Annotated in this window: 20 protein-coding genes and 1 pseudogene; 20 read left to right on the top strand and 1 reads right to left on the bottom strand. The window is 41.7% G+C overall.

Features of this window, described 5'->3' with window-relative positions; genetic code table 11:
• Positions 1-9 precede the first annotated feature (9 nt).
• The 16 genes and pseudogenes from asd (at position 10) to NSS60_RS08890 (ending at position 19,306) form a co-directional block, all read left to right on the top strand.
• Positions 10-1,059, top strand: a complete 1,050-nt coding sequence (gene asd / locus NSS60_RS08965; protein ID WP_004890995.1) for an aspartate-semialdehyde dehydrogenase — start codon at positions 10-12, stop codon at positions 1,057-1,059.
• A gap of 22 nt (positions 1,060-1,081) precedes the next feature.
• Positions 1,082-2,311, top strand: a complete 1,230-nt coding sequence (gene dapG / locus NSS60_RS08960) for an aspartate kinase (protein ID WP_192948331.1) — start codon at positions 1,082-1,084, stop codon at positions 2,309-2,311.
• 12 nt (positions 2,312-2,323) lie between these two features.
• Positions 2,324-3,193 (top strand): 4-hydroxy-tetrahydrodipicolinate synthase, encoded by an 870-nt coding sequence (gene dapA / locus NSS60_RS08955; RefSeq protein ID WP_004890993.1) that lies wholly within the window; start codon positions 2,324-2,326, stop codon positions 3,191-3,193.
• A gap of 102 nt (positions 3,194-3,295) precedes the next feature.
• Positions 3,296-4,957 (top strand): ribonuclease J, encoded by a 1,662-nt coding sequence (locus NSS60_RS08950; RefSeq protein ID WP_004890992.1) that lies wholly within the window; start codon positions 3,296-3,298, stop codon positions 4,955-4,957.
• Positions 4,958-5,069: 112 nt separating this feature from the next.
• Positions 5,070-5,783, top strand: a complete 714-nt coding sequence (locus NSS60_RS08945; RefSeq protein WP_004890990.1) for a ClpP family protease — start codon at positions 5,070-5,072, stop codon at positions 5,781-5,783.
• A complete protein-coding gene (locus tag NSS60_RS08940) occupies positions 5,780-6,004 on the top strand; it encodes a YlzJ-like family protein (RefSeq protein ID WP_004890988.1) in 225 nt (74 codons plus the stop codon). Before NSS60_RS08945 ends, NSS60_RS08940 begins: the two co-directional genes overlap by 4 nt.
• Positions 6,005-6,068: 64 nt before the next feature.
• Positions 6,069-8,303 carry a DNA translocase FtsK gene (locus NSS60_RS08935; protein ID WP_004890986.1) on the top strand — a complete coding sequence of 745 codons (2,235 nt, stop codon included), beginning with the start codon at positions 6,069-6,071 and terminating at the stop codon, positions 8,301-8,303.
• 180 nt (positions 8,304-8,483) lie between these two features.
• The gene (locus NSS60_RS08930) at positions 8,484-9,599 is read left to right on the top strand and encodes an IS4 family transposase (RefSeq protein ID WP_032101754.1); all 1,116 of its coding nucleotides are present in this window, start codon (positions 8,484-8,486) and stop codon (positions 9,597-9,599) included.
• Positions 9,600-9,915: 316 nt separating this feature from the next.
• Complete coding sequence (locus NSS60_RS08925; RefSeq protein ID WP_004890985.1) at positions 9,916-10,641, top strand: GntR family transcriptional regulator; 726 nt, start codon at positions 9,916-9,918, stop codon at positions 10,639-10,641.
• Positions 10,642-10,753: 112 nt separating this feature from the next.
• On the top strand, positions 10,754-11,827 hold the full coding sequence (locus NSS60_RS08920) for a BMP family lipoprotein (RefSeq protein WP_004890982.1): 1,074 nt from the start codon (positions 10,754-10,756) through the stop codon (positions 11,825-11,827).
• Positions 11,828-11,949: 122 nt separating this feature from the next.
• Positions 11,950-13,479, top strand: coding sequence for an ABC transporter ATP-binding protein (locus tag NSS60_RS08915; protein ID WP_004890981.1), 1,530 nt, complete (start codon positions 11,950-11,952; stop codon positions 13,477-13,479).
• Positions 13,476-14,522 carry an ABC transporter permease gene (locus tag NSS60_RS08910; RefSeq protein WP_004890980.1) on the top strand — a complete coding sequence of 349 codons (1,047 nt, stop codon included), beginning with the start codon at positions 13,476-13,478 and terminating at the stop codon, positions 14,520-14,522. The genes NSS60_RS08915 and NSS60_RS08910 overlap by 4 nt, the downstream gene beginning before the upstream one ends.
• The gene (locus tag NSS60_RS08905) at positions 14,523-15,476 is read left to right on the top strand and encodes an ABC transporter permease (protein ID WP_004890979.1); all 954 of its coding nucleotides are present in this window, start codon (positions 14,523-14,525) and stop codon (positions 15,474-15,476) included.
• Between the two features lie 107 nt (positions 15,477-15,583).
• Positions 15,584-16,243, top strand: a pseudogene (locus tag NSS60_RS08900) (proline dehydrogenase family protein).
• 131 nt (positions 16,244-16,374) lie between these two features.
• The gene (gene putP, locus NSS60_RS08895; RefSeq protein ID WP_064220584.1) at positions 16,375-17,832 is read left to right on the top strand and encodes a sodium/proline symporter PutP; all 1,458 of its coding nucleotides are present in this window, start codon (positions 16,375-16,377) and stop codon (positions 17,830-17,832) included.
• 241 nt (positions 17,833-18,073) lie between these two features.
• Entirely contained in the window at positions 18,074-19,306 is a 1,233-nt protein-coding gene (locus tag NSS60_RS08890) for a GntP family permease (RefSeq protein WP_192950945.1), read from the top strand.
• Between the two features lie 148 nt (positions 19,307-19,454).
• Here NSS60_RS08890 and NSS60_RS08885 read toward each other — a convergent pair whose 3' ends face one another.
• The gene (locus tag NSS60_RS08885) at positions 19,455-19,829 is read right to left on the bottom strand and encodes a zinc ribbon domain-containing protein (protein ID WP_004890970.1); all 375 of its coding nucleotides are present in this window, start codon (positions 19,827-19,829) and stop codon (positions 19,455-19,457) included.
• Between the two features lie 169 nt (positions 19,830-19,998).
• Between NSS60_RS08885 and NSS60_RS08880 the strand changes: the two genes are divergently transcribed.
• The 4 genes from NSS60_RS08880 to NSS60_RS08865 all read left to right on the top strand — a co-directional run bounded on the left by NSS60_RS08880 (position 19,999) and on the right by NSS60_RS08865 (position 23,548).
• Positions 19,999-20,661, top strand: a complete 663-nt coding sequence (locus NSS60_RS08880) for a DUF975 family protein (protein WP_004890969.1) — start codon at positions 19,999-20,001, stop codon at positions 20,659-20,661.
• Between the two features lie 252 nt (positions 20,662-20,913).
• Positions 20,914-22,404, top strand: a complete 1,491-nt coding sequence (locus NSS60_RS08875) for a malate:quinone oxidoreductase (protein ID WP_064214598.1) — start codon at positions 20,914-20,916, stop codon at positions 22,402-22,404.
• Between the two features lie 90 nt (positions 22,405-22,494).
• The gene (locus tag NSS60_RS08870) at positions 22,495-22,674 is read left to right on the top strand and encodes a hypothetical protein (protein WP_043966531.1); all 180 of its coding nucleotides are present in this window, start codon (positions 22,495-22,497) and stop codon (positions 22,672-22,674) included.
• A 118-nt stretch (positions 22,675-22,792) separates the two neighbouring features.
• Complete coding sequence (locus NSS60_RS08865; protein ID WP_340720791.1) at positions 22,793-23,548, top strand: HIRAN domain-containing protein; 756 nt, start codon at positions 22,793-22,795, stop codon at positions 23,546-23,548.
• Positions 23,549-23,788: the final 240 nt, after the last annotated feature.

The following is a 23,788-nucleotide window of genomic DNA, read 5'->3' as shown; positions in this document are numbered from 1 at the left end:
GAAGAAGAGATGGAGCAAAAAGGATTACATGTCGCCGTCGTTGGTGCGACAGGAGCTGTCGGACAACAAATGATTCAAACGTTAGAAAAAAGAAATTTCCCAATTGCAAAACTATCTTTACTTTCATCGGAGCGTTCAGCTGGAAAAAAAGTCGTATTTAAAGGTGAAGAAATTGAAGTGCAAGTAGCAAAACCGGAAAGTTTTGAAGGTGTGCATATCGCGCTATTTAGCGCAGGTGGATCTGTATCAAAGCAACTTGCTCCCGAGGCGGTGAAACGCGGAGCGGTCGTTGTTGATAATACGAGTGCATTTCGCATGGACGAAAACGTACCGCTTGTCGTCCCTGAAGTAAACGAAGCAGATTTACATTGGCATAACGGAATTATCGCAAATCCAAACTGCTCAACGATCCAGATGGTTGTGGCGCTCGAACCGATTCGTCAAGCGTTCGGATTAAAGCGCGTCATCGTCTCGACATATCAAGCGGTGTCAGGCGCAGGAGCACAAGCGGTAGAAGAGTTAAAAACGCAAGCAGCGCACATGTTAAACGGCGAAGAAGTGACGCCGGAAATTTTACCGGTAAAATCGGATCGCAAACATTATCCGATTGCATTTAACGCCATTCCACAGATTGATAAGTTTCAAGACAATGGATTTACATTTGAAGAAATGAAAATGATTAACGAAACGAAAAAAATTATGCATATGCCTGAATTGGAAGTAGCGGCAACATGCGTGCGCATTCCGGTGATGGTAGGGCATTCGGAATCTGTATATATTGAAATTGAGCAAGAAGGCGTAACGGCCGAGCAGTTGAAGTCGTTACTAAAAGAAGCGCCTGGTGTCGTGTTGCAAGACGATCCAAGCGAGCAGCTTTATCCGATGCCGTTGTTTGCAACAGGGCAAAATGACGTATTCGTCGGTCGCATTCGCAAAGATTTACATCGTGATACAGGGTTCCATTTATGGATCGTTTCTGATAACTTGTTAAAGGGAGCGGCGTGGAACTCTGTTCAAATCGCTGAAAGTCTTTTAAAATTAGGGCTTGTGAAAGCGTAAAATCAGCATCGAGGTGTTGACGTTGAAAATTATCGTTCAAAAGTTTGGTGGCACGTCTGTTCGTGATGAACACGGCCGGAATTTAGCGCGCAAACATATTGAAAAAGCGTTGCAAGACGGTTATAAAGTCGTTGTCGTCGTTTCTGCGATGGGGAGAAAAGGGGATCCGTATGCAACAGATACGTTGCTCAGCCTCATTGATGGAGCGAATGCACATGTGACAAACCGCGAAAAAGATTTATTGATGGCGTGCGGGGAAATTATTTCAAGCGTCGTTTTTACAAACATGTTAAATAAACATGGTATCAAAGCGACAGCCTTTACAGGAGCGCAAGCTGGTTTTCGCACAAACAACGACTATACGAATGCAAAAATTATTGATATGCGTTGTGAACGGTTGTTGCGTGCGCTAAAAGAGCATGATGTTGTCGTTGTCGCAGGCTTTCAAGGTGCTGCTGAAAACGGAGATGTGACAACGATCGGGCGCGGCGGAAGCGATACGTCGGCAGCTGCGCTTGGGGCTGCACTCGGTGCAGAATGGGTTGACATTTTCACTGACGTCGAAGGTGTAATGACGGCGGATCCGCGCATCGTAGAAAATGCGCGACCGCTTGATGTTGTAACATATACAGAAATTTGCAATATGGCATATCAAGGGGCAAAAGTCATCCATCCGCGTGCGGTCGAAATTGCGATGCAAGCGAAAGTGCCTTTGCGCATTCGCTCGACGTATTCTGATTCACCGGGAACGCTCGTTACATCGATTGGAAAAAAAGGAAGCGATGTAAAAGAACGATTAGTCACAGGAATTGCCCACGTTTCAAACATTACGCAAATTAAAGTGCCTGCAAAAGAGGGACATTACGATTTACAAGCTGAAGTATTTAAAGCAATGGCAAATGAAGGAATTAGTGTAGACTTTATTAACATTTCACCAAATGGCGTTGTATATACGGTATCAAGCGACGTCGCAGATCGAGCAATCGCCACGTTGCAAAAGCTTGGCTATGAGCCAACCGTCACGCGCGGTTGCGCGAAAGTATCGACTGTCGGAGCGGGTATTGCTGGCGTTCCGGGAGTAACCGCAAAAATTGTGACAGCACTATCTGAACGAGGCATTCAAATTTTGCAGTCGGCTGATAGCCACACAACCATTTGGGTACTTGTGAAAGAGGAGCATTTAAAAGAAGCGGTAAATGCATTACATGATGCATTTCAACTTGCGGAACAAAAACAATATGATTTCAGTTAGGAGTGAAACATTGTGGTTCAATTTGGTCAAATTGCCACAGCGATGGTCACCCCATTTGACAATAAAGGGAACATCGATTTTGCGAAAACAACGCAATTAGTGAACTATTTAATTGAAAACGGTACAGATTCACTCGTTGTTGCTGGAACAACAGGAGAATCTCCAACGTTAACGACAGAAGAAAAGTTGGCGCTTTTCCGTCACGTTGTCGACGTTGTTGATGGACGTGTCCCTGTTATTGCTGGAACAGGGAGCAACAATACGCGTGTATCGATTGAACTAACGAAAAAGGCAGAACAAATCGGTGTCGATGCGGTGATGATCGTCGCGCCGTATTACAACAAACCGAACCAAGAAGGAATTTACCAACATTATAAAGCGATTGCTGAAAGCACGTCGTTGCCTGTCATGGTGTACAACATTCCAGGGCGAGCTGTCGTCAATATTTCCGTTGAAACAATCGTTCGCCTCTCCGAAATTCCAAACATTGTAGCTGTCAAAGATGCAAGCGGAAATTTAGATGCGATGACGGAAATTATAGCAAAAACGCGCGATGATTTTATGCTATATAGCGGAGATGATGGATTGACCCTTCCTGTATTAGCTATTGGTGGAAAAGGTGTCGTTTCCGTTGCCTCGCATATTATCGGCAACGAAATGAAAGAAATGATAGAAGCTTTCATGAGCGGAGACAATAAAAAAGCGGCAACGATACACCAAAAACTATTGCCGATCATGAAGGCGCTATTTGCTGCTCCAAGTCCTGTACCAGTAAAAACTGCTTTACAGTTGAAGGGATTAGATGTTGGTTCTGTTCGACTACCACTTGTACCGTTGACGGAACAAGAACGTTTGCAACTCATGCACGTGCTACAACGTTAAAAGAAAGGGAATTCATCCCTTTCTTTTTTATTGTTGAATCAGTTATAATGGATGTAAGTGACTTTGAGCGGGTAAGTTTGGTTGACTGTAGGAGGATTTAAGATGAAACAAGCAGAGAAAATTCGTGTGTTTGCTCTCGGCGGCGTGGGAGAGGTAGGCAAAAACATGTATGTCGTCGAGGTGGACGAAGACATTTTTGTCCTTGATGCAGGACTTATGTTTCCAGAGGACGAGATGTTCGGCATTGATATGGTTATTCCTGATATTTCGTATTTAGTGGAACAACAAGAACGTATTCGTGGCATTTTTTTAACACACGGTCATGACGATCATATTGGCGCAATTGCATACGTGTTGCGAAAAATTACTGTACCTGTGTACGGGGCAAAGTTGACGCTTGCGCTCATGGAAGAAAAATTGAAAGAGCAAGGGATTACATCGAAAGCGAAGCGCATCGAAGTACATGCTGACAGTGAAATTGTGTTTGAAAAAGCGATTGTGTCGTTTTTCCAAACGAACCATAGTATCCCGGATTGTCTTGGTGTAAGCATTCAAACATCGCAAGGCGCCATTGTATATACGAGCGATTTTAAATTTGATCAAACACCTGTTGGCATATGTCGCACCGATTTTGGTAAAATGGCGAAAATCGGAGCGCAAGGAGTGCTTTGTTTACTATCCGACAGTACAAACGCAGAAAAACCGGGATATACTGGTTCTGAAGCGATTGTTGGTCAAGAAATTTCCGATGTTATTTACAATGCCCATGGGCGTGTGATTGTCGCTTGCTTTGCCTCGAACATTACACGCATTCAACAAGTGCTAAACGCTGCTCGTGATCATCGACGGAAAGTGGTCATTATGAGCCGTCATATGCATAAAGTCATCGATATCGCGGTGCGCCTTGGGTACTTGAAATTGGATGAAAACATGATTATTTCGATGGGGGAAGTCGACCGTTACAACGATCGTGATTTAGTCATTTTAACGACAGGCAATCAAGGAGAACCGATGGCGGCGTTAGCACGCATGGCGAAACAGGCGCACAAATACATCAATATTAAAGAAGAAGACACAGTTATTGTCGCTTCTTCTCCGATGCCAGGGCATGAGTTATTTATTGCTCGCACAATTGATGCTCTATATCGTGCAGGAGCAAATGTCGTGTACGGACAACGTCAAGTCCATGTGCCTGGGCACGGGTATCAGGAAGAATTAAAGCTTATGTTAAATTTTATGAAACCAAAATATTTTATTCCGGTGCATGGAGAGTTTCGTATGCAAAAGGCGCATGGGAAAATTGCCCAAGCGGTCGGCATTCGTCAAGATGCGATTTTTCTAATTGAAAAAGGGGAAGTTATCGAATTTCGCAACGGTCACGCCCGTCTTGGTGGCAAGGTGCCGAGCGGTCAAATTTTAATTGATGGGTTAGGCATTGGAGACGTAGGAAATATTGTGTTGCGTGATCGTCGCTTACTGTCACAAGATGGAATTATGATCGTTGTTGTAACGTTAAGTAAACAAGAGAAGCGCGTCGTTGCTGGGCCAGAAATGATTTCACGCGGATTTGTATATGTGCGTGAATCCGAAACACTTTTCGAAGAATCAATAAAAATTGTGAAAGAGATTGTGGAAAAAAGTATGGAAGATTACGTCATTGAATGGTCTTCATTAAAAACAAACATTCGTGATGCACTTAGCCAATATTTATTTGAAAAAACAAAACGAAAACCGATGATTTTACCAATTATTATGGAAGTATAAAACAACATGCTCAAAGTCAAGAAAACACCTGCGGCGCGCAGGTGTTTTTTGTATGAACATGTCGATGTTCACGCATACTAACGACATCACACGACAGAAAGGGGATTGTGTTATGGACGAGCGTGATATATCTCAAGAGGAAACGAAGCCGTCTCCGACAGAAAATATTGTACAGCTCGGTCAAACGAATATTCCACAACTTCCTTCAGATTCAACGATCCATTGTTTAACGATTGTTGGACAAATTGAAGGGCATATTCAATTACCGCCACAAAACAAAACAACGAAATATGAACATCTTATTCCACAAATTGTAGCGATTGAGCAAAATCCGAATATTGAGGGTTTGCTCGTCGTATTAAATACAGTAGGTGGTGATGTGGAAGCAGGGTTAGCCATTGCAGAAATGTTAGCCTCGATGTCTAAGCCGACTGTTTCGATTGTGCTCGGCGGTGGACATTCGATTGGTGTGCCAATTGCGGTTTCGTGCGACTATTCGTTTATTGCAGAAACGGCGACGATGACGATTCATCCGATTCGCCTCACAGGTCTTGTTATTGGTGTGCCACAAACGTTTGAGTACTTAGATAAAATGCAAGAGCGCGTTGTCAATTTTGTTGTTAAACATTCAAACATTAGTGAAGAAAAATTTAAAGAACTTATGTTTTCGAAAGGTAATTTAACGCGCGATATCGGAACGAATGTGGTGGGAACAGATGCTGTGAAGTACGGTTTAATTGATGAAGTCGGGGGACTGTCACAAGCGATGCGCAAATTGCGCGAACTCATTGACCATTCACATCAGCAAGGAGCGATGTTACAATGATTTTACATACGATCGTTCCGGAGTTTATCGTTTTTCAAACGAACGAGGCGGAGTATAAAAAGCAACGCACCGTTCAATATAACGGAGTGACGTTACTTGTGCAACAAACAGAAATGAACGAGTATGAAATTGTGCGTGTATTAAGTAGCGATCCACAACATTATTTAACGTATGAACCGGGTACAAAACTTTATGCGACATCACTACAATTTATGGTATAATAAGAACAAGCAGCCACGCTTCTCTGTTGGCTGCTTTTTCATCTTATATGTTGGAGTGGGCGAAATGGGAAAGAAAAATAAGCGTCGCACAAACAAACAAGAACAATGGAAAAAAACGTTACGTTTTGAATTAATCGGTTTAACGATGTTAGCATGTACGGTCATTGCGATGGCAAACGTCGGAGCGGTCGGCCGTTCACTCGTTTTTACTACGCGCTTCTTTATGGGTGAATGGTATATTGTTGCGCTATTAGGGGCGCTTGTGACATCGCTATATGTCATTTGGAAGCGCGCATGGCCTCCATTTTTTCAACGCGTTCTCGTTGGGCTGTACTTGATTGTTCTTTCCTTATTGTTGTTTAGTCACGAAGCGTTATTTCATATTTTATCAAGAAATGGGAAATTAGCAAATCCAAGCATTATTCGAACGACATGGGAACTATTTTGGGCAGATGTGCATGGAGAAAATAGTTCTTTTTCGGATTTGGGCGGTGGGATGCTTGGCGCCTTGCTGTATACGATCAGTTATTATTTATTTGATCAATTAGGAACAAAATGGATTGCCTCATTATTGATGATCATTGGTGTATTACTTCTTACAGGAAAAACGTTACGTGATACAGCCGGCAAAGGAATTGAATGGTTCCTTTCGTTTATTCGAGCGCAAACGAAAGCAGTAATTGCGGACGCTCGTTCATTTTTAAGCCGTCCGAAAAAAGAAAAACAACAGCCAACTCATATTGAAGTGGTGACAGCGCTCGAGGAAAAAGAAGAAAATGAAATAGAAGAAATTGTTGTTGAAGGACCTGTTATTTCTAATTTTAATGAAGCTGTTGAAGAAGGAAAGCCGATATCATTTACGCAAAATCATGCGGCGGATTATGCATTGCCGCCAATTGATTTACTTTTCCCACCAAAAGCGGTCGATCAATCGCGGGAAAAAGAAAATATTTATGAAAATGCCCGCAAGCTTGAAAAAACGTTTCAAAGTTTCGGGGTAAAGGCAAAAGTAACGAAAGTGCATATTGGTCCAGCTGTAACGAGATATGAAGTATATCCAGACGTCGGTGTGAAAGTAAGTAAAATTGTAAGCTTAAGTGATGATTTAGCGCTTGCGTTAGCGGCGAAGGACATTCGCATCGAGGCACCGATTCCGGGAAAATCAGCAATTGGTATTGAAGTACCGAATGAAGAAATTGCGATGGTATCTCTACGCGAAGTGTTAGAAGCGAAAGAAGCAGATAAACCTGAAGCAAAACTGTTAATTGGACTTGGGCGTGACATATCGGGACAAGCGGTGCTTGCTGAATTAAATAAAATGCCGCACTTACTTGTTGCGGGTGCGACGGGAAGCGGGAAAAGCGTATGTATTAACGCCATTATCGTTAGTTTATTGATGCGCACGAAACCGCATGAAGTAAAGATGATGATGATCGATCCGAAAATGGTTGAGTTAAGCGTGTACAACGGCATTCCACATTTGCTTTCTCCTGTCGTCACCGATCCGAAAAAAGCGTCCCAAGCATTAAAAAAAGTAGTGAGCGAAATGGAGCGACGATACGAGCTATTTTCGCATACAGGAACGCGTAATATTGAAGGATATAATGAATATATTGAGCGGCATAATGAAACAGCGGAAGTGAAACAACCTCTTTTACCATACATTGTCGTCATTGTAGATGAGCTAGCAGATTTAATGATGGTTGCTTCAAGCGATGTCGAAGATTCGATTACACGTCTTGCCCAAATGGCGCGGGCAGCAGGCATTCATCTAATTATCGCAACGCAACGTCCATCTGTTGATGTCATTACCGGCGTCATTAAAGCGAACATCCCATCGCGCATCGCGTTTAGCGTATCGTCACAAACAGACTCGCGCACGATTTTAGATATGGGAGGGGCCGAAAAGCTGCTCGGGCGTGGTGATATGCTCTTTTTACCTGTCGGTGCCTCTAAGCCCGTTCGCGTGCAGGGCGCTTTCGTTTCCGATCAAGAAGTGGAAGCGGTCGTGCAATATGTTATTTCACAACAACAAGCGCAATATGAAGAAACGATGATCGCACAAGATGATGAACCGCAAGAAGCGTTTGATGATGAGCTGTTTGATGAGGCGGTTCAGCTCGTCATCGAAATGCAAAGCGCATCCGTTTCTATGTTGCAGCGACGGTTCCGCATCGGCTATAATCGGGCGGCACGTTTAATTGATGCGATGGAAGCGCGCGGTATTGTCGGGCCTTATGAAGGAAGTAAGCCGCGCGCGGTGCTCGTATCTCCGAGCGATCAAGCAAAAACGTCATGAAAGAGGCTAAAAGTAAGCCTCTTTTTTGTATAAATGGGACCACTAGCATTGCAGTAATTAAATCTGATGATTCAAAATACTAAGAATGTTCAATTTTTTATTGATTTCGAAACAAAAAAATCCTTTACAATGGAAGTACAGGTGGTTCCTGTCCAAATCCAATCGTAAAGGATAACTGTTATGGACAAGAATACACTAATTTCATCATTTGGTAAATGGGTTTCACCCATAAATATTCAAAAACTTAGCGAACAAGTCAAAGAATTGAAACAGGACTATTACACAAAAAAGCTGACAACAGAAGCCTATATTAAATTTTTATTGGTAGCCCAACTGCTCGAATTTAAGAGCTTAGAGGAAATGAGTGATGCACTTGTAGACGAAGATCTTCAAAAAGCACTCGGATTTGAATCGATAAGTGCCTCTCAGCTATCCCGAAAAAACAATCAGATCAACCCACTAATTCTTGCAAATTTGTTCTTGGATCTTGTTTGGAAAATTCAACGGTACCATTATAAAAACGGAAAGAATATGCCACTGAAAATCATTGATTCGAGTACACTCCCGTTGAATTTGACCAATTATAAATGGGCAAAATTCCGTAAAACAAAAGCTGGTGTAAAGCTACACTTACGGCTCGTTTTCATGGATAAAGACACCGTCTATCCTGAAAAAGCAGTGATTACGACAGCAAAAGAACATGACCGAAATCAACTCGAAGTCCTAGTGGATGATAAAGAAGCCATGTATGTGTTTGACCGCGGTTATGTGGACTATGAACGTTTTGACCGGATGACAGATGATGGCTATTTCTTCGTTTCAAGACTGAAGAAAAACGCAGTCATTCGTGAAGTCTATACATTTTCACTTCCTGATGATTGTCACGTTCTATCCGATAAAATGGTCTATATTGGTACCACACAAAATCGTACTGAAAATGTCTATCGTCTACTAGAAGTTATGGACACAAAAGGGAACTTACTTCGTTTAATTACCAACCGATTTGATTTAAAAGCAGAAGAGATAAGTGGTATTTACCGATCTCGCTGGGCTATTGAACTCTTTTTCAAATGGCTTAAGCAACACGTAGAAATTAAGCACTTTTATGGAATGAGTGAAACAGCTATTCAAAATCAAATTTTCTTAGCCCTTATCACGTATTGCTTACATGTTCTCATTCAATTGGAGATGAAAAGTAAGAAATCCCTACTTCGAATTACTCGTTGGTTAAAGAGAGCTCTGTGGAAACCAGCTTATGTTTGGTTGCGAAAATTTGATGGGCGAGCCAGTCCATAATCTCCCTTTTGTCGTTGTCGCTCTGATTTAACTGTATATATTTACCAAATGGACAGTGCCGCCTTTCTTTAGGTTTTGTCTTTTTGGCACAAATTCACAAAAAATAATTAACAGAAAATTCTAACTATATTTATGCAATGCTAATGAAATGGGACATAATAATGATATATTATTAAAATCGCTTACATATGATTTTATACGACTTTTTTCGACAATTTTTTTATTCGGTATTTATTTATGAATAAAAAAATGTTATATTATCAATAAGAAATTTGTCTAACATCAGATGTCTGATATCTAAGGTGGGGGATGGTGAATGTCTGTTAAAACAGATCATCGACATTTATATTTACAAGTCATTGATCGGATTAAAAAAGATATTGAACAAGGGGTATACAAGGAAAAAGAAAAACTCCCTTCGGAATTTGAATTAGCCAAGCAGTTAGGAGTTAGCCGCTCGACGTTGCGTGAAGCTTTGCGAGTGTTAGAGGAAGAAAACGTCATCATCCGCCGCCATGGCGTTGGAACATTCGTTAGTTCCCGCCCGATGTTCACCTCTGGCATTGAGCAGCTAAGTAGCGTGACGGAGATGATTCGCCAAGCCGGACGCAAACCGGGAACGATTTTTTTATCTTCTTCTATTCAGAAACCGACTGAAGATGATATAAAGCGCTTTCAATGTGATAAAGAGGAAGATTTACTTATTGTTGAGCGGGTGCGAACTGCAAATAATGAACCGGTCGTTTATTGTATCGATAAAGTTCCTTGTAAATATTTACCTAAAGGGATTGCTTATGAAAATGAGTCATTATTAGAGATATTACATAATGAAGCGAATCGATACATCGCCTATGCGGTTACCCACATTGAGCCGCTCGGCTACCATGAAAAGGTGTCGCCTATTTTGCAATGTGAGCCAGAAACAGCGCTTTTAGTTTTAAAGCAAATGCATTTTGATGAAAATGACGAGCCGATTTTGTACTCAATTGACTACTTTGAATCAGATAAGTTTAGCTTTCACGTGTTGCGAAAACGCGTGTAGCTTCTTATACAAGCGCTTATCCTGTTAAGGAGGTGACATTGGAGGGAGAAGGTTCGTTCACATTTCAAATGTTTTACTTATCCATATTTTTAAATTGAGGGGGTAATGATTGATGAAGAAAAAGCGTTTTGGATTGTCAATGTCTTTATTATTAACTGCCGGCATGCTTCTTGGCGGTTGCGGACAAGCAAAAGAAGAGCCGAAAAAAGAAGAAGGAAAAGCGTCTGAATTTAGCGTAGCAATGGTTACAGACGTTGGTGGAATTGACGATAAGTCGTTCAACCAATCTGCATGGGAAGGGTTACAAAAATTCGGTGAAGAAAACGGCTTGAAAAAAGGAAAAGGCGGCTATGACTACTTACAGTCACAAAGTGATGCCGATTATGCAACAAACTTAAACAAACTTGTACGCAACGACTTTGATCTCATTTTTGGTATTGGGTTTTTAATGCCGGATGCCATTACAGAAATCGCAGAACAAAAGCCAGATAACAAATTTGCGATCGTTGATAGCGTCGTAAAAAAACCGAACGTAGCGAGCATTGCGTTTAAAGAGCACGAAGGTTCGTTCCTCGTTGGGGTTGTCGCTGGCTTAATGACAAAAACAAATAAAATCGGTTTCGTTGGCGGTATGGAAATTCCGTTAATTGAAAAATTCGAAAGCGGTTTTATTGCAGGAGTAAAAGCAGTAAATCCAAATGCCAAAGTTGAAGTGCAATATGCAGGTGCATTCGACAAAGCAGATAAAGGAAAAGCTATTGCTTCAAGCATGTACGCTTCTGGTATTGATATCATTTACCATGCAGCTGGTGCAACAGGAAACGGTGTGTTCTCAGAAGCAATCGACTTGAAAAAACAAGATCCAAACAAAGAAATTTGGGTGATCGGTGTTGACCGTGACCAATATGAAGAAGGAAAAGTGCCAGGAACAGACAAAAGCGTAACATTAACATCGATGGTAAAACGTGTTGACGTTGCTGTATATGACTTAGCGACAAAAACGAAAAATGGCAACTTCCCAGGCGGTCAAGTAGTTGAATACGGCTTAAAAGAAGATGGTGTAGGTATTGCTCCGACAACGAAAAATAACGTTCCTGAAGATGTGTTGAAAAAAGTTGATGAGTGGAAACAAAAAATTATTAACGGTGAAGTGAAAGTGCCTACAACTCGCGCAGAGTTAAAATAGGTAGATGATCGTTCTCCGAAGGGCTCCTTCCCTTCGGAAAATTCACTAAATGAAGGGTTGCAACATGTTGCAGCTCTTCATTTAGTGATGTAAATCATGCTCATATAAGGAGTGGATCACGTTTGGAGTACGTAATCGAAATGCTAAACATCCGCAAAGTTTTTGGGAATTTTGTGGCAAATGATAACATTACGCTGCAACTGAAAAAAGGGGAAATTCATGCGTTATTAGGCGAGAATGGTGCAGGAAAATCGACGCTAATGAACGTGTTATTCGGTTTATATCAACCAGATGGTGGGGAAATTCGCGTCAAAGGAAAAAAAGTAAATATCGTCAACCCGAACGTCGCCAACGACTTAGGAATCGGAATGGTACACCAACACTTTATGCTTGTTGATACGTTTACAGTAACGGAAAACATCATTTTAGGAAGCGAGCCAACAAAAGGGGGACAAATCGATATTGAAAAAGCAGAGCAAGAGGTGCGTGAGCTTTCTGAACGATACGGTTTAGCTGTTGATCCGAAAGCGAAAATCGCAGACATTTCTGTCGGTATGCAACAACGGGTAGAAATTTTAAAAACGTTATATCGCGGGGCAGATATTTTAATTTTTGACGAGCCGACAGCTGTATTAACACCGCAAGAAATTCAAGAGCTCATCCAAATTATGAAATCGCTTGTACGTGAAGGAAAATCAATCATTTTAATTACGCATAAATTAAAAGAAATTATGGAAGTGTGTGATCGCGTTACTGTCATTCGACGCGGAAAAGGCATTGGCACATTAAACGTATCGGAAACAAATCCGAACGAACTTGCTGCGTTAATGGTCGGTCGTGAAGTGCATTTCAAAACAGAAAAACAGCCTCCGAAAGCGGGCAAACCTGTACTTGAAATTGAAAATTTAGTCGTTAAAGATTCTCGTGGTGTGACTGCTGTCGATCACTTGAATTTAACGGTACACGCAGGAGAAATTGTCGGAATTGCAGGGGTAGACGGCAACGGGCAAACGGAGCTTATCGAAGCGATTACGGGCTTAATCAAATCAGAATCAGGCTCCATTCGTTTAAACGGCAAAGAAATTCGTAACTTAACACCGCGCCAAATTACAGAAACAGGTGTTGGGCACATTCCACAAGACCGTCATAAACACGGCCTTGTCCTTGACTTCTCGATCGGAGAAAATATGGTGCTTCAAACATATTACAAAGAGCCATATTCTAAACGAGGCGTTTTAAATTTCAAAGCTATTTACGATAAAGCGCGCCAACTTATTCAAGAGTTTGACGTTCGTACGCCAGATGAATATACGAAAGCGCGGGCTTTATCAGGAGGAAACCAACAAAAAGCGATTATCGGACGTGAAGTGGATCGCGATCCAGATTTACTTATTGCCGCGCAACCAACGCGTGGACTCGACGTCGGAGCGATTGAGTTTATTCACAAACGTCTGATCGAACAACGAGATAAAGGAAAAGCAGTATTGCTTGTTTCGTTTGAATTAGATGAAATTATGAACGTTAGTGATCGCATTGCTGTCATTTATGAAGGGAAAATTGTCGCCATTGTCGACCCGAAAGAAACGACAGAACAAGAGCTTGGTTTGTTGATGGCAGGAAGCAAACGGAAGGAAGCAGGTGTATCATCATGAGTGAAAATCGTTTAACAAATATTCTCGTTCCTGTTTTTGCGGTTATTCTCGGAATTATTGCTGGCGCCATCGTGATGATCGTCAGTGGATATGACCCAATTGCTGGCTATTCCGCTTTATTGTACGGTGCTTTTGGGGATCGATATTACATTGGGGAAACGATTCGTCAAGTGACACCATATATTTTAGCGGGGTTAGCGGTTGCGTTCGCTTTTCGCACCGGGCTATTTAACATCGGTGTAGAAGGACAACTGATCGTCGGCTGGCTCGCTGCGGTTTGGGTAGGCGTTGCGTTTGAACTTCCAAAAGTTATTCATTTGCCGCTTGCTATTTTTGCAGCTGCAGCGGCGGGAGCGCTTTGGGGATTCATTCCGGGATTTTTAAAAGCGCGTTTTCGTGTTCATGAGGTAATCGTCACGATTATGATGAACTATATTGCTTTATACGTGTCGAATGAGATCATTCGCTCTGTTTTATCTGATCAAGGATTTAAGTCGGAAAAAATTCATCCGACTGCATCGTTACGTTCGGAATTTTTACAGTCATTAACTGATTACTCTACCCTTCATTACGGCATTATTATTTCGTTAATTGCAGCTGTTGTCATGTGGTTTTTACTTGAGAAAACGACAACAGGATATGAACTTCGTGCCGTCGGTTTTAACCAACATGCATCACATTATGCAGGTATGAACGTTAATCGCAATATTATATTATCGATGGTTATTTCTGGGGCATTTGCTGGTATTGCTGGAGCGATGGAAGGATTAGGAACATTTGAAAACGTCTCAGTCAAAGCTGGATTTACCGGGGTCGGATTTGATGGAATTGCCGTCGCCCTTCTTGGTGGAAATAGCGCCTTTGGCATTATTTTAGCAGCTATTTTATTTGGAGCGTTAAAAGTCGGAGCGTTAGAGATGCCATCAGCGGCTGATGTGCCGACAGAACTTGTTGACATCGTCATTGCGTTGATCATTTTCTTCGTTGCTTCTAGCTATTTAATTCGTCTTGTGCTTACGCGCTTGAAAAAGGAGGGAAAATAAATGTTACACATCCTTGAAATTATTATTCCTTCCGCGATTTTCTTTGCGGCACCGCTCATTTTCACGGCGCTTGGTGGCGTATTTAGTGAGCGTTCCGGCGTTGTAAATATCGGATTAGAGGGCTTGATGGTCATCGGAGCGTTTACTGGTGTAGTATTTAACTTAACATTTGCAGATCAATTTGGTCAGTTAACTCCATGGCTTGCGATGGTTGTGGCGATGGTTGTTGCTTCTATTTTCTCGCTTATGCATGCGGTCGCAGCCATTTCGCTTCGTGCTGACCAAGTCGTTAGCGGGGTGGCGATTAACTTTTTATCGTTAGGGTTATCGTTGTTCCTCGTTAAAATGTGGTATGGAAAAGGACAGACAGACCAAGTACAAGTTGGTTTTGATAAAATTGATATTCCGATTTTAAGCAAAATTCCAGTTATCGGTCCGATTTTTTTCTCAAACGGATATGTGCCATCTTATTTAGCGATTGTATTAGCGTTTGTCGTATGGTACGTCATTTATAAAACACCGTTCGGACTTCGCCTTCGTGCCGTTGGGGAACATCCGATGGCGGCAGATACGATGGGGATTAATGTGACAAAAATGCGCTACATCGCAGTGATGTTAAGCGGTGCACTTGCAGGAATTGGCGGTTCGATTTATGCGACGATTATTTCACGCGATTTCAGCCATGCGACGATCTCTGGTCAAGGATTTATGGCGCTTGCTGCAATGATTTTCGGAAAATGGCATCCGCTTGGCGCGATGGGAGCGGCTCTTTTCTTCGGATTTGCACAAAGTTTAAGCATCGTCGGACAGGCGATTCCATTTTTGAAAAACGTACCGACTGTTTATTTGCTTATTTTGCCGTATGCTTTAACGATTTTAGCGTTAACTGGATTTATCGGACGTGCGGATGCGCCAAAAGCGCTCGGTACGCCGTATGAGAAAGGAAAACGTTAATAGAAAAAGACTTCGGGCTGCCCGAAGTCCTTTTTTCACGCCTTTGATCAAGTGTTGTACATGCAATCAAAAACAGTGAGCGAAATGTTTTAAAAGAGGTGAATACGGTGTTTGCACAATTATCGAAAAACATCTTTTTGTATGCTTCGCAAAGTAAAATGTTAAATCAAGCAGCGAGAAAATGGGGGATCCGTTTTGGAGTTTCCCAAGTCGTTGCGGGTGAAACGATTGAAGGCGCTATCAAAAAAAGTGCGTAAACTGAATGAAAAAGGACTTGTTTGTACGCTTGACCAACTTGGGCTCGACATTGATTTTAATTTTTTGTTTAAATAACATGCGTCAAATTGTTGACACAGCAAAACGATATAACAACTTTGTGCGCATGGATATGGAAGATTTAGGGCATTGTCAAGCGACGCTCGATCTTTTGCATGAGCTTCGGCAAATGTATGATAATGTTGGAACAGTCATTCAAGCATATTTATATCGCGCTGAACAAGATGTGAAAGATTTAAAAGGTGTATCGCTTCGTTTAGTGAAAGGTACGTATAAAGAGCCGCCGGAAGTGGTGTTTCAAGATAAGCAACAAGTCGATGAAAACTACATGAACATCATTCAACTTCACTTATTGAACGGAAGCTATACAGCGATTGCAACACACGAAACAGATATGCAGCAGCAATTGGTGAAAGAAGGATACACTATGCGCGTATATGTACCGTTTTGGGAACGATTGGTTCGGATATTTTATGAGCCGGCTTGCATAACGCCCGCAAAACGTCGCGTTCGCATTAAAAGGCTTTTTTTGGAAATAATTTTTTGTACAATTGTGAACATATTTTAGTATAATGATAAATACAAAGGGGTTTCAAAGACAACAAAGGAAGGGGAGATTGTTTTGGTTATTGCATCTGTTGTCGTATATATGGTGGGGATGTTACTCATTGGGTATTGGGCATATAAACGGACGTCAAACTTGTCTGATTATATGTTAGGTGGAAGGACGCTCGGCCCAGCGGTGACGGCATTAAGCGCTGGGGCGTCAGATATGAGCGGTTGGTTGTTGCTCGGTTTACCTGGGGCGATGTATGCACAAGGGTTAAGCGCTTCATGGATCGTCATCGGACTAGCTTTAGGGGCGTATGCGAACTGGTTATACGTTGCTCCACGCTTGCGTGTGTATACAGAAGTGGCAAACGACTCGATTACGATTCCGTCATTTTTAGAAAATCGTTTCGGCGATACATCGAAGTTGTTACGCCTCGTTTCAGGATTCGTCATTATGATTTTCTTTACGTTTTACGTTTCTTCTGGTTTCGTTTCTGGCGGGGTCATGTTTAAAAACTCGTTCGGTACAGATTATCATACGGGGCTATGGATTGTCGCTAGTGTTGTTATTGCGTACACGTTATTCGGGGGATTTTTAGCGGTCAGCTGGACAGACTTTGTGCAAGGTCTCATTATGTTTATTGCACTTATTCTCGTACCTGTTGTGACATTGATGCATACAGGGGGATTCACAGAAACGACAGCAACGATTCGAGACACCGATCCGAATTTGCTCGATTTGTTTAAAGGAACAAGCGTAGTCGGCATCATTTCTTTATTCGCTTGGGGACTTGGTTATTTTGGACAGCCTCACATTATCGTTCGCTTTATGGCGATTTCATCGGTGAAAGAGATGAAACAAGCTCGTCGGATTGGAATGGGCTGGATGATTTTTTCAACTGTCGGCGCGATGCTCACAGGTCTTTTTGGAATCGCCTACTTTAAACAAGCCGGCATGACGTTAGAAGATCCAGAAACGGTATTTATTAAACTTGGGGAAATTTTATTCCATCCGCTTATTACAGGGTTTTTACTTGCAGCCATTTTAGCGGCAATTATGAGCACGATTTCATCGCAATTGCTTGTTACATCAAGTTCGTTAACAGAAGATTTATACAAAATTTTATTCCGTCGTTCAGCATCGGATAAGGAGCTCGTTTTTGTCGGTCGTTTATCTGTATTGCTCGTATCGATTGTTGCTTTATGGCTAGCATACGAGCAAAACAACACAATTTTAAATCTTGTCGGTTATGCGTGGGCCGGGTTCGGCGCTTCGTTCGGTCCTGTCATTATTTTAAGCTTATGTTGGCGCCGCATGACAAAATGGGGGGCGCTTGCCGGAATGGTGGCAGGAGCGACAACGGTAATCGTGTGGGCGAACTCTTCATACGCCAAAGTGATGTATGAAATGGTGCCGGGCTTTATCGCTAGCTTGATCGCTATCGTCGTCGTCAGTTTATTGACAGCAGCGCCAGATAAACAAGTGACAGAGCAATTTGATACGTTTAAACGTACGATTTCATCATAAGAAAAAGGTGTCCGCATCGGGCACCTTTTTTACGTGATGAATTGTAATATTAAGTGTAACACCTTGTAGGTCAAAATAAAGGAGTACTATATACAAAATTAGTTGACAATACATGAATATGTATTTTTTGAATGTTTTTACACAGTATTTACATGATCTATGATATATTTTTACAAAAGGCAAGTGCATACAATTCGTTTATGTATTCCGTTTTGGTGGTTGAGGGGGGATAAGAGTGAGCATGTTTGGGGCGGTAGTTGCTTTTCTTTCTGCGATTATTCTTATACTACGAAATGTTCCAGTCGCATACGGAATGATGTGTGGGGCGTTTATTGGTGCTTTACTCGGCGGGGCTTCTGTCGATGAGGCAGTTCGTCTAATGATGGATGGTGCAAAAGAAATGATTCCGTCTATTTTGCGTATTTTAGCTGCTGGTGTGCTTGCAGGTGTGTTGATGCAGTCGGGGGCTGCATTAGCAATTGCTGAAAAATTAGTGAGGGCATGTGGGGAGAAGTATGCACTATTTGCGTTATGTTGTACAGCAATGGTGCTAACGGCTTGTGGAATATTTGTTGACGTAGCAATTATGACGATTGCACCGGTTGCGCTTGTCATTGCCCAACGTCTTTTCATTTCACGTTTTGCGATATTACTCGCACTAATTGGTGGAGGAAAAGCAGGAAACATCATTTCACCTAATCCGAACACTATCGCAGCGGCGGAGGCTTTTCATGTGCCGCTTTCTTCGCTTATGATGGCCGGGATTGTGCCTGCTTGTATCGGTCTTTTCGTGACGTACAACATAGCAAAACGATGGTCCGTAGACAGTACGCAAAAGGTGGAAGTCGAAATCGTTCAAAAGGAAACTCCTTCTTGGACGAAAGCGATTGTCGCTCCCGTTGTAGCTATGACTCTTTTATTGTTGCGTCCTCTTTTTAGTATTCATATTGACCCGCTAATCGCTTTGCCGGCCGGTGCTCTCGTTGGTGTGGTAGCTATGAAAAAGACGAACGAGCTGAATGATTTTTTGCGCGTTGGCATGGAGAAGATAAGCGGTGTTATTTTCATGCTTATTGGTACAGGGGCGCTCGCCGGTGTGATCGCAAACTCATCGCTACATGATTCCTTTATGCAAACACTTCAATCATTCGGTTTTTCGTCGTATACAATCGCCCCGCTAGCCGGTGCGTTGTTATCAGGTATTACAGCATCGACGACCGCAGGCACAGCAGTAGCGAGCCACATTTTTAGTGGAGCGCTTATTGAAGCGGGTGTTTCACCGCTTGCTGGTGCAGCGATGGTACATGCTGGAGCGACGATGCTTGACCATTTGCCGCATGGCAGCTTTTTTCATGTGACGGCGGCAAGCGTTCATATGTCAACGAAAGAGAGATTAAAATTACTTCCGTACGAAACGGCAATTGGTTTAACTATAGCAGTAACGTGTACAATTATTTTTGTTATGTTTTCATAAAACGATGTTCTAAATAATCAACAAATAAAACAAAAATTGTTCATTTATCAGCAAAAATAAATAAGCCGACATGGCTTGTACATGAAAGATAATGTTGAACAAGGGGGGGAGTTCGTTCAGAAATTAAAACCGAGCATATCGCTCGGTTTCATAGTTCTTTCCCACAAGATGGACAAAATTGAAAGCTTGTTTGAACCATCGTTCCACAATACGGACAAAACTTTTCTCCTTCATTACGACCGAAGCGCTCATTTAGCGGATCTTTCTCTTCATGTTCATCAACGATATCGACGATGGACATCCGCTCTTTTCCTGTCGCATTTTTATAATGGTAGACGGCTTGAAAAATACCAAGCCCAACAAAAATCAGTCCGAACAGCGGAAATATTTGTGTTCCTGGAAACGGAGAGTCTTTTGTAATCGAAAAAGTCATAAATGTCCAAAAAATACCAAAAATAATTGAGAAGAGGCTTCCGACAAATCCTTGCATCGACGGTCCACGGCCAGGCTTTATGCTTTTCATGTTTTTTCTCCTTTCGCTATATTCATACATTCCATTATACACAAGAGACAGGAGAAATTCATTTCATATTTTGATAAAAAAGGTATCATTTTTCAAATATGTATGCTAGACTAAGTAATGACATCATAAACTACATATGTAGGCAATACGCAAAAGGAGGGATTAGTTTATGACCTTATCATCGTTAAGGCGGCAGGCGAGAGATGCATTAAGAGGGAAATGGGGTAGTGCAGCACTTTTTATGCTCGTGTATGCGGCTGTAACCATTATTTTTCCAATGATCATTGAGGTTGCGCTAAGCGGAGGATGGGAAACATGGCTTGATCAAGAAGAAGTACCAACTTCAGCCTCTATCGCAAGCATGATTGTCTCCTTTGCGCTCATTCCTCTCACTATCGCGATGTATTGGGTGTTTTTAGATGTGTATCGGAATGAACCGGTTCGTATTTCTCCGTTATTCACGGTGTATCAAAACGGAAAATTAGTTTTGAAATTGATCGGTACGTCGCTATTAATCGCTCTTTTTGTCATTTTATGGAGCTTATTGTTCATTGTCCCGGGAATTATTAAATCGTTATCTTACTCACAAACGTTCTTTTTATTGAGAGATCACCCAGAATATGGTGCACTTCAAGCGATTAGTGAAAGTAAAAAGCGCATGAAAGGATATAAAGGAAAGTTATTTTTGCTATATGTTAGCTTTATTGGCTGGGGGCTTTTGTCCATCATTACGCTTGGAATCGGACTTTTATGGCTCATTCCGTACGTTTACACATCGCTTGCTGCATTTTATGATCAATTTATTCGTACACAAGAAGCACCGATTGAATAAAACGAACAAGGGCAACCTTGTTCGTTTTTTATAAATAAAGCTAGCAAAATATCAAATTATTTTGTAAAATCATTAAAAGAAGAATATTGTTTCTTTTTGTTGAACATATGTGAGTATATTCGTTTTTATTTAATTATATAAACATTTTTGTAATCGTGTAGAACAATAGTGACATACTATAATTGAAATATGTTATAATAAATGTGGAGAAGTTTTTGGTCGAATCGATGGGAACGTTTAGGGGGTCCAATGATGAAAACAGATGTGATTTTAATTGGTGCGGGGATTATGAGTGCGACATTAGGGACGTTGTTGAAAGAGTTAGCGCCAGAGTGGGAAATTACGGTGTTTGAAAGACTTGATCAACCGGCAGATGAAAGCTCGAATGAATGGAACAATGCCGGAACCGGTCATGCTGCACTTTGTGAACTAAACTACACAGTAGAGAAGGCGGACGGATCAATTGATGTAAGCAAAGCGATCAAAATTAACGAACAGTTTCAAGAGTCGCTCCAATTTTGGTCTTATCTCGTTCAAAATAAGCACATTCGCAACCCGAAGGACTTTGTTATGCCAATTCCGCATATGAGTTTCGTGCAAGGGGAAGAAAATGTTGCGTTTTTGAAGAAGAGGTTTGAACAGATGGTGGATAATCCTTTGTTTAAAGGGATGGAGTTTTCTGATGATCCGCAAAAATTAAAAGAGTGGATTCCGCTAATGATGGAAGACCGCATCGTGACAGAACCGATTGCAGCGACGCGGATTGAAGCGGGAACGGACGTCAACTTTGGCGCTTTAACGCGCATGTTATTTGAGCATTTAGAACATAAGCATGTGAATTTGTATTATAAGCATCATGTTGAAGATATGAAACGAACAAGTGACAACTTATGGGAAGTAAAAGTGCGCAATTTAGCGACTGGTGAAGTTGAAGTTCATCACGCGAAGTTCGTCTTTATCGGGGCGGGTGGCGGAAGCCTACATTTGTTACAAAAGTCAGGTATCCCTGAAGGAAAAGGAATCGGTGGCTTCCCAGTAAGCGGACTATTTATGGTGTGCAACAATCCAGACATTATCGCGCAACATCATGCGAAAGTGTACGGCAAAGCGAAAGTTGGTGCACCCCCAATGTCTGTTCCACATCTCGATACACGTTTTATTGACGGTAAAAAAATGTTATTGTTCGGGCCGTTCGCTGGCTTTTCGCCGAAGTTTTTAAAGAACGGATCGATGTTCGATTTAATTACGTCTGTTAAGCCACATAATGTGTTGACGATGCTCGCGGCAGGAGCGAAAAACATGGCGTTGACAAAATATTTAATTGAACAAGTCATGTTATCGAAAGAACAACGGATGGAAGAATTGCGCGAATTTATCCCGCATGCGAAAAGTGAAGATTGGGATGTCATTATTGCTGGTCAGCGTGTACAAGTCATTAAAGATACGGAAGCGGGCGGCAAAGGTACGCTTCAATTCGGTACGGAAGTTGTTGCCGCACACGACGGCTCGGTTGCTGCGCTACTTGGGGCATCACCGGGTGCTTCAACAGCTGTTCACGTCATGCTTGAAGTGATTGAAAAATGCTTCCCGAACGAAATGAAACAATGGGAAGCGAAAATTAAAGAGATGATCCCATCATATGGTGTATCGCTAATGAAAAACGAAGCGCTTTTACGCGATGTCCAAACGCTCGCTGCTCAAACGCTTGGCCTAAAAGAAAATATGCCACTTCAAATTGCATAAACATAAAAGGCAGAAGTCGGTGGACTTCTGTCTTTTTTTGTAGCGATCGTGCATGCATTTGTTATAATGAGGAAAAAGGGGGATGAGTGAATGATTTACCTTTGCTTTGTGGTTTTACCGATTATCGCAGGTTTATGGTTTTTTAATTTGGCATTGCTGTTGAAAAAATTGCACCAAGGCCGTGATATTCATAACGAAACGGTGTTAGGTACAGTGTACACAGCGATTTTTGTTTTTTTCTTTATGTACGTATGGATTGGGATGTTATAAACGAGAAAAAAATACTTTTGATTTTTAGTTGCATGAATGATATTTACAAGCGGTGGGTATCAAAATTACTACTGCATCGCAAACAATGGTTGATCAAATGGTATATGGAGGTGAAAGGATGAGTCGACCTTTTGTACTTTGGCTTATTTGGCAAAATGAACGTACTCGTCAGCGATATCATGTAGGCAATTTAGTGCATCATGAAGGAAAATACATGTTTTATTATGAGAAACATGCGAAGAGAAGAGGAGTTATCGAAGCATTAAAAAACGGATATCATCTACATTTAGCTTTCCCAGATGTAAATAAAGTTTATGTATCTGAGCGTTTGTTTGGCCCTTTTGAACGACGGTTACCCGATCGTCGTCGTCCAGATTTTCAAGAAATTCTACGGGCGCATGGCTTATCCAATGATTATACAAATATGGATTTATTGCGTGCGACCGGTGGAAGACTTGCGACTGATACGTATGAGTTTGTACCACCCATTTATGTATATGGCAATGAGTTTGACTTTGATTTTTACATTGCTGGATGGAGATATTATGAAGGGGAACGAGTACTTGACCGCTTGCAAGTGGGGGATGACGTGACGCTTCAACTAGAACCGACAAATGAAAAAGATCCGAAAGCGGTTGTCGTATTGACGAAACAAGGCGAAAAATTAGGATATGTCCCCGCTTTTTATAGCGAATTTATGTTTCGGCTTATTGACGAAAGTGGCGGAACATATAAAGCAAATATCCAATTTATTCATCCAAATGCTAATCCGCAGTTAAAAGTAAACGTTTATGTACACGGAACGCTGACGCCAACAATGAAAAAGCTTCAACGAGACATGGTGCATGATATGGAGTTAGTCGTTACGGTGTAGTAGAAAATAACGCAAAACTTTGAGAGCATGGAACAGGCAGCTATCGTCCTTGTTGGAGATGCGACGAGAGTGAAAATTTTCATGAAGTTTTGTGGAATGGATCCATAGCGGGAGTGGCTATGGATTTTTTGTTCTAACATAATTGCATCATTTTTCACACGACAATAATATATATTATGTAAACTATTGAGAAGAAAGTAAGGCGGGAAATGCTATGTCTGATTACAAAATATAAAATAT

Origin of the sequence: Anoxybacillus sp. FSL W8-0382 (genome assembly GCF_038003845.1) — a bacterium.
Taxonomy (GTDB): Bacteria; Bacillota; Bacilli; order Bacillales; family Anoxybacillaceae; genus Anoxybacillus; species Anoxybacillus flavithermus_G.
This window is presented reverse-complemented; position numbering and strand designations above follow the sequence as displayed.

Excerpts from the sequence above, each read along its gene's own strand:
- NSS60_RS08870 (WP_043966531.1), top strand. The coding sequence starts at position 22,495 with ATGATTTACCTTTGCTTTGTGGTTTTACCGATTATCGCAGGTTTATGG.
- NSS60_RS08925 (WP_004890985.1), top strand. The coding sequence starts at position 9,916 with ATGTCTGTTAAAACAGATCATCGACATTTATATTTACAAGTCATTGAT.
- NSS60_RS08890 (WP_192950945.1), top strand. The coding sequence starts at position 18,074 with ATGTTTGGGGCGGTAGTTGCTTTTCTTTCTGCGATTATTCTTATACTA.
- NSS60_RS08905 (WP_004890979.1), top strand. The coding sequence starts at position 14,523 with ATGTTACACATCCTTGAAATTATTATTCCTTCCGCGATTTTCTTTGCG.
- NSS60_RS08935 (WP_004890986.1), top strand. The coding sequence starts at position 6,069 with ATGGGAAAGAAAAATAAGCGTCGCACAAACAAACAAGAACAATGGAAA.
- NSS60_RS08865 (WP_340720791.1), top strand. The coding sequence starts at position 22,793 with ATGAGTCGACCTTTTGTACTTTGGCTTATTTGGCAAAATGAACGTACT.
- asd (WP_004890995.1), top strand. The coding sequence starts at position 10 with ATGGAGCAAAAAGGATTACATGTCGCCGTCGTTGGTGCGACAGGAGCT.
- NSS60_RS08885 (WP_004890970.1), bottom strand. The coding sequence starts at position 19,829 with ATGAAAAGCATAAAGCCTGGCCGTGGACCGTCGATGCAAGGATTTGTC.
- NSS60_RS08875 (WP_064214598.1), top strand. The coding sequence starts at position 20,914 with ATGAAAACAGATGTGATTTTAATTGGTGCGGGGATTATGAGTGCGACA.
- NSS60_RS08920 (WP_004890982.1), top strand. The coding sequence starts at position 10,754 with ATGAAGAAAAAGCGTTTTGGATTGTCAATGTCTTTATTATTAACTGCC.
- NSS60_RS08930 (WP_032101754.1), top strand. The coding sequence starts at position 8,484 with ATGGACAAGAATACACTAATTTCATCATTTGGTAAATGGGTTTCACCC.
- NSS60_RS08910 (WP_004890980.1), top strand. The coding sequence starts at position 13,476 with ATGAGTGAAAATCGTTTAACAAATATTCTCGTTCCTGTTTTTGCGGTT.
- NSS60_RS08945 (WP_004890990.1), top strand. The coding sequence starts at position 5,070 with ATGGACGAGCGTGATATATCTCAAGAGGAAACGAAGCCGTCTCCGACA.
- NSS60_RS08950 (WP_004890992.1), top strand. The coding sequence starts at position 3,296 with ATGAAACAAGCAGAGAAAATTCGTGTGTTTGCTCTCGGCGGCGTGGGA.
- NSS60_RS08880 (WP_004890969.1), top strand. The coding sequence starts at position 19,999 with ATGACCTTATCATCGTTAAGGCGGCAGGCGAGAGATGCATTAAGAGGG.
- NSS60_RS08940 (WP_004890988.1), top strand. The coding sequence starts at position 5,780 with ATGATTTTACATACGATCGTTCCGGAGTTTATCGTTTTTCAAACGAAC.